This is a genomic window from Paracoccus sp. (in: a-proteobacteria) (assembly GCF_046462195.1).
Taxonomy (GTDB): Bacteria; Pseudomonadota; Alphaproteobacteria; order Rhodobacterales; family Rhodobacteraceae; genus Paracoccus.
Genome location: NZ_JBKGUN010000099.1, coordinates 1 through 6,006 on the forward strand (window position 1 = coordinate 1; position 6,006 = coordinate 6,006).

The following is a 6,006-nucleotide window of genomic DNA, read 5'->3' on the forward strand; positions in this document are numbered from 1 at the left end:
ATGCTGGAGCATCTGTTCGAGGCGGCTCCCGGCCAGTGGGACGTGACGCTGTTCAACGCCGAGCCGCGTGGCAACTACAACCGGCTGATGCTGTCCCCGGTGCTGTCGGGCGACAAGACCTATGCGCAGATCGTGACGCATGACGCGGACTGGTACGCCGCCCACGGCGTGACCTGCCGTTTCGGGGAAAGCGTGACCGCCATCGACCGGGCGGCCAGGGTCGTTCACGGCGCAAACGGTTCCGTGGGCTATGACGCGCTGGTGATCGCCACCGGCTCGGCGCCGTTCATCATCCCGCTGCCGGGCCGCGACCTGCCCGGCGTCTGCGCCTACCGCGATCTGGAGGACACCAACGCGATGATCGCGGCCTCCCGCCCCGGCGCAAGGGCCGTGGTGATTGGCGGCGGGCTCTTGGGTCTGGAGGCTGCGGCCGGCATGGCCGCGCGCGGGGCCGAGGTCACGGTGATCCACCTGATGGGCCACCTGATGGAGCGCCAGCTGGACCCGGCGGCCGGCTACCTGCTGCAGCGCGACCTGGAGGGCCGCGGCATCCGCATCCACTGCAAGGGCGCGACCAAGGCCATCCTGGGCGAGGACAAGGTCGAAGCCGTGCTGCTGGAGGACGGCACCGTTTATCCCGCCGATCTGGTCTGCATGGCCGTGGGCATCCGGCCTGAAACCCGGCTGGCCAACGACGCGGGACTGGAGGTCGAGCGCGGCATCACGGTCGATGACCAGATGCGCAGCAGCGACCCGGCGATCTTTGCCCTTGGGGAATGCGTGGAGCATCGCGGCCAGCTCTTTGGCCTCGTGGCGCCGCTTTACGACCAGGCCAAGGTGCTGGCCCAAACGCTGATGGATCAGGAGGCGGCCTTTCAGCCCGTCCAGACGGCGACCAAGCTGAAGGTCACCGGCTGCGACCTGTTCAGCGCAGGCGACTTTGCCGAGGCGCCGGGGCGCGAGGACATCGTCTTCCGCGATCCGGGGCGCGGCATCTACAAGCGGCTGGTGCTGGAAGGCGACCGCCTGATCGGTGCGGTCATGTACGGTGACACCGCCGACGGGGCCTGGTTCTTTGACAAGATCCGCACGGGCTGCGACGTCACGCCCTTGCGCGACACGCTGATCTTTGGCCCCGCCTTTGCCGGAGGTGCCACTGCGGACCCTTTGGCAGCCGTTGCAGCCTTGCCGCCTGAAGCGGAGATCTGTGGCTGCAACGGCGTCTGCAAGGGACAGATCACCGCCGCCATTGAAGGCGGCGCCACCACGCTGGACGCGTTGCGCGGGTTGACCAAGGCCAGCGCCTCCTGCGGCACCTGCACCGGGCTGGTGGAACAGGTCATGGCCCTGACGCTTGGCGACGGCTTTGCCGCCAACGCCAATCCTCCGATGTGCAAATGCACGGACCATACGCACGAGGACGTGCGCCGCCTGATCAAGGCGATAGCGCTCAAGTCCATTCCCGCCGTCATGCAGGAACTGGGCTGGAGATCGGTGGGCGGCTGCGCGTCCTGTCGCCCGGCTTTGAACTATTACCTGCTGGCCGACTGGCCGCTGGAGTACCGCGACGACCGGCAGAGCCGCTTTGTCAATGAACGCAACCACGCCAACATCCAGAAGGACGGGACCTATTCCGTGGTCCCCCGCATGTGGGGCGGCGTCACCACCAGCGCGGAACTGCGCGCCATCGCGGATGCCGCCGACCGCTATGATGTGCCGATGATCAAGGTCACCGGCGGGCAGCGCATCGACCTGCTGGGCGTGCGGAAAGAAGACCTGCCTGCGATCTGGGCCGACTTCAACGACGCGGGCATGGTGTCGGGGCATGCCTATGCCAAGGGCCTCAGGACAGTGAAGACCTGCGTGGGCGACCAGTTCTGCCGTTTCGGCACGCAGGACTCCACGGGCCTCGGCATCCGGCTGGAAAAGCTGCTGTGGGGGTCGTGGACGCCCGCCAAGGTCAAGCTGGGCGTGTCGGGCTGTCCCCGCAACTGCGCCGAGGCAACTTGCAAGGACATCGGCATCATCTGCGTGGACAGCGGCTTTCAGATCAGCGTCGCGGGCGCGGCCGGCATGGATGTGCGCGAAACGCAGCCTCTGCTGACGGTCGCCACCGAGGACGAGGTTTGCGACGTGACCGCCGCCTTTGTCCAGCTTTACCGCGAGAATGCCCGTTATCTGCACCGCATCTACAAATGGGTGGACAAGGTCGGCCTCGACTGGTGCCGCGCACAGGTCGCAGATGCGCAAACCCGGACGGCGCTGTGTGCGCGGTTCGCGCTGTCGCAGTCGATCTATCAGACCGATCCGTGGGCGGACCATGCCGCCCGCCCTTCCGAATGGGCGCCAGTCGCCGACCTGACGCTGAGGGCTGCAGAATGAGCCACTTCATCGACATCGCCGCGTTGGACGACATCCCGCGCCAGGGATCGCGGGTGGTGCGCACGTTCGCGGGCTGCGTCGCGATCTTTCGCACGGCCGAAGATCAGGTCTTTGCGCTGGACGATCGCTGCCCCCACAAGGGCGGCCCCTTGTCCGAAGGCATCGTTCACGGCGCCCAGGTCACCTGCCCGCTGCACAACTGGGTCTTCGACATGGCCACGGGCCAGGCGCAGGGCGCGGATGACGGCAGCGTCCGCACCTTTGCCGTCCATGTCGAGGAAGGCCGCGTCCTGATGGACGCAGCCCACCTCCAACGGAAAAACGCAGCATGAGGTCGGGGGTCCGGACGACCTGCCCTTATTGCGGCGTGGGCTGCGGGGTTCTGGCCACGCCGGACGGGCAGGGCGGGCTGCGGATTGCCGGTGATCCGGATCACCCTGCCAACCGGGGCCGCCTTTGCGTCAAGGGCGCGGCCTTGGGCGAGACGGTGGCGACGCAGGGCCGCCTGCTGACCCCGCGCATCGGCGGCGCCGAGGCGGGGTGGGATCAGGCACTGGACCTGATCGCCGAGCGCTTCGGCCAGGCCATTGCGCAGCATGGGCCGGAGTCCGTGGCGATGTATGTGTCGGGCCAGTTGCTGACCGAAGATTACTATGTCGCCAACAAGCTGATGAAGGGTTTTATCGGCAGTGCGAACATCGACACGAACTCTCGACTTTGCATGGCCTCGTCGGTGGCGGGACATCGCCGCGCCTTTGGCAGCGATACGGTGCCGGGCCTTTACGAGGATCTGGAACTGGCCGATCTTGTGGTCCTGACCGGCTCGAACCTGGCATGGTGCCACCCGGTCCTGCACCAGCGGCTGATGGCCGCCAAGGCCGCGCGGCCCGACATGACGATCGTGGTGATCGACCCACGCCGGACAGCCACCTGCGAGGGCGCCGACCTGCATCTGCCGATCGCGGCAGGCGCGGATGCGCATCTGTTCAACCTGCTCTTGTGCCATCTGGTCGACAGGGGGCGCCTGAATGACGACTTTCTGCCCCATGTTGCGGGACTGGCCGATGCGGTTGCCGCCGCGCGTGCCAGCAGGGCCGGGGCCACGGGGCTTGATCCTGCCGATCTGGCGCGCTTCCTGGACCTGTGGACCCAAACGGAACGGGTTGTCACCGTCTATTCCCAAGGCATCAACCAGTCCGACAGCGGCACCGACAAGGTCAATGCGATCCTGAACTGCCATCTGGCCACGGGCCGCATCGGGCGGCCCGGCATGGGACCTTTCAGCGTCACTGGTCAGCCCAATGCCATGGGCGGACGCGAAGTCGGTGGTCTGTCCAATATGCTGGCCTGCCATCTGGAACTGGAGAACGCCGACCACCGCGCCGCCGTCCAGACCTTCTGGAACGCACCCCGTATGGCGGAACGGCCGGGCCTCAAGGCCGTGGACATGTTCCGCGCTGTCGAGGACGGCCGCATCAAGGCGTTGTGGATCATCCACACCAACCCCGCCGTCACCATGCCGGAGGCGGGTCGCGTTGCCCGGGCGATCGCCGCCTGCGACTTTGTCGCCGTCAGCGAGGCTTGGCCCGAGACCGATACCGCACGGCTGGCCCATGTCCTGCTGCCCGCCGCCGCCTGGGGTGAAAGGGAAGGCACGGTCACGAACTCGGAGCGCCTGATCAGCCGCCAACGTGCGGTCATGCCCCCGCCGGGGCAGGCGCGGCCCGATTGGTGGGCCTTGGCGCAAGTGGGGCAACGCATGGGCTTTGCGGGTTTTGACTGGACAGGACCCGCCCGGATCTTTGCCGAACATGCCGCCCTGTCGGGCGTGGCGGGGCGCCTTGGCAGCGATTTCGACATTTCGGATCTTGAAGCGGTTGATTTTGACCGGATGGTGCCCGTCCATTGGCCCCAAGGCCCCACACGGCATGGCGGCCGCTTTTTCGGAAACGGACGCTTTCACACGCCTGACGGACGCGCACGCATGATCCCGGTGACGGCCGCACTTCCCGCACGCTTGCAAGGAACGCTGCTGCTGAACACCGGCCGCGTCCGCGATCATTGGCATACCATGACGCGGACCGGCCTTTCGCCACGCCTATCACGGCATCTGGCCGAGCCGTATCTGGAACTGAACCCCCTGGATGCCGAACCCATGGGTCTGGCCGATGCCGATCTGGTGCAGGTGTCAAATGCGCAAGGAAAGGCCATTTTGCGCGTGATGATCAGCGAGCGCGTGGCACCGGGTCATCCCTTTGCACCAATCCACTGGTCCGGCCTGACCGGTCCCAGCGGACGCATCGACATCTTGGTGCCCGGATTGACCGATCCTGTGTCGGGTCAGCCGGCCAGCAAATCGGCACAGGTGACGCTGGCGGCATATCCTGCCGCTTGGCACGCTTATCTGCTGACCGCGGCCGATGTCACTCCTGACTGCAGCTATTGGGCCAAGGCACGCGTTCCGGGAGGGTGGCAGATCGAGATGGCGGACGTGGCCACTCCTGCCGACTGGCTGGCATGGGCCGAAAGGTTGCTGGGGCTGGCAACATCGGTCCTGCTGCAGGATCCGGGACGAGGCATCACCCGGATGGCCTTTCACCACGCCGGAGGTTTGAAAGCGGCGCTGTTCGTGGCACCCGGCCCTGTGCCATTGGCCCGTGATCATGTGGCAGCCCTGCTGGGTGGCGTGGCGCCTGACGTGCTTGCGGGTCATCCCCCGGCCGATCAGCCTGATCCCGGGCCCACCCTCTGCGCCTGCATGAATGTCGGACGAAACACCGTTCTGAGGGCGTTGGCGCAAGGCGGGCTCGACAGTGTCGAGGCCATAGGGGAGGCCTTGGGGGCAGGCAGCCAGTGTGGCTCTTGCCGGCCCGAACTGGCAGCACTGTTGTCCCGAAACCGCGCGCCCCTGGCTGCGGAATAGCAAAGGGCCCAGAGCAACAGGCGAAGCTCCTTGGTAGGACTGATTGCTCTTGAAGATCAGGCACAGGGAGGGGCATTGTCCAAAGCAGGGCTGCTTGGCCTGCCCAAGCCCGACCGAAGGACGCTGATGCCGCTGTTCACGCCGGACCAACGCTATCTTGTTGTACGCGGCCGTTTGTGGCGGGCAGCCAATCCCCATCTTGCACCTGCGGATCGGGCGCGGCTCGTTGCGGCGCTGATGGAGGCACGCCTTGCGGTCAAGAGGGCCCGTGCTTCAGGCGACGGGACGGCAGAGGACAATGCCCACCATGCCGTCAATGCTGCCAAAATCGCGCTGGGTGAGCGGGGACCGGTATGGTGGCAGGACGAGGCTCCGGACCTCAACCGTCACATGGCGAAGAACACTCCCTACGCAGATTGGTATGCGGGGCTTGACCCCGAAAACTTGGACAGACAGTAGGACGCGCCTGTCGGAGTGTGCGTTTCTCCAAAAAGACTTTCGGCTGCGGCAGGCAGGAATATTGTCTGGTGGAGCCGAGGGGAATCGAACCCCTGACCTCGTCATTGCGAACGACGCGCTCTCCCAGCTGAGCTACGGCCCCGTTCCAGTGCGAGTGCGGGCTTGTCGAAAGGGCCGAAACGGCCGGCGCCTCGACCTGCGCCTTCCATAAAACTTTGCCCGAGGAGGCATCGAGGGCACGG

Annotated in this window: 4 protein-coding genes, 1 tRNA gene and 1 pseudogene; 4 read left to right on the top strand and 2 right to left on the bottom strand. The window is 66.3% G+C overall.

Features of this window, described 5'->3' with window-relative positions; all coding sequences use genetic code 11:
• The 4 genes from nirB to ACLHHB_RS06245 form a co-directional block, all read left to right on the top strand.
• The coding region (gene nirB, locus ACLHHB_RS06230; protein ID WP_410217414.1) for a nitrite reductase large subunit NirB at positions 1-2,382 on the top strand (2,382 nt) is incomplete at its 5' end.
• Positions 2,379-2,714: a nitrite reductase small subunit NirD gene (gene nirD, locus ACLHHB_RS06235; RefSeq protein ID WP_410217415.1), complete on the top strand. Its 336-nt coding sequence runs from the start codon at positions 2,379-2,381 to the stop codon at positions 2,712-2,714. The genes nirB and nirD, both read left to right, overlap by 4 nt.
• Complete coding sequence (locus tag ACLHHB_RS06240; RefSeq protein ID WP_410217416.1) at positions 2,711-5,305, top strand: molybdopterin-dependent oxidoreductase; 2,595 nt, start codon at positions 2,711-2,713, stop codon at positions 5,303-5,305. Before nirD ends, ACLHHB_RS06240 begins: the two co-directional genes overlap by 4 nt.
• Positions 5,306-5,431: 126 nt before the next feature.
• A complete protein-coding gene (locus ACLHHB_RS06245) occupies positions 5,432-5,764 on the top strand; it encodes a hypothetical protein (RefSeq protein WP_410217417.1) in 333 nt (110 codons plus the stop codon).
• 66 nt (positions 5,765-5,830) lie between these two features.
• Here the strand turns inward: ACLHHB_RS06245 and ACLHHB_RS06250 are convergent.
• Positions 5,831-5,906, bottom strand: a tRNA-Ala gene (locus tag ACLHHB_RS06250).
• 36 nt (positions 5,907-5,942) lie between these two features.
• Positions 5,943-6,006: pseudogene (locus ACLHHB_RS06255) on the bottom strand (hypothetical protein); the annotation flags it as partial.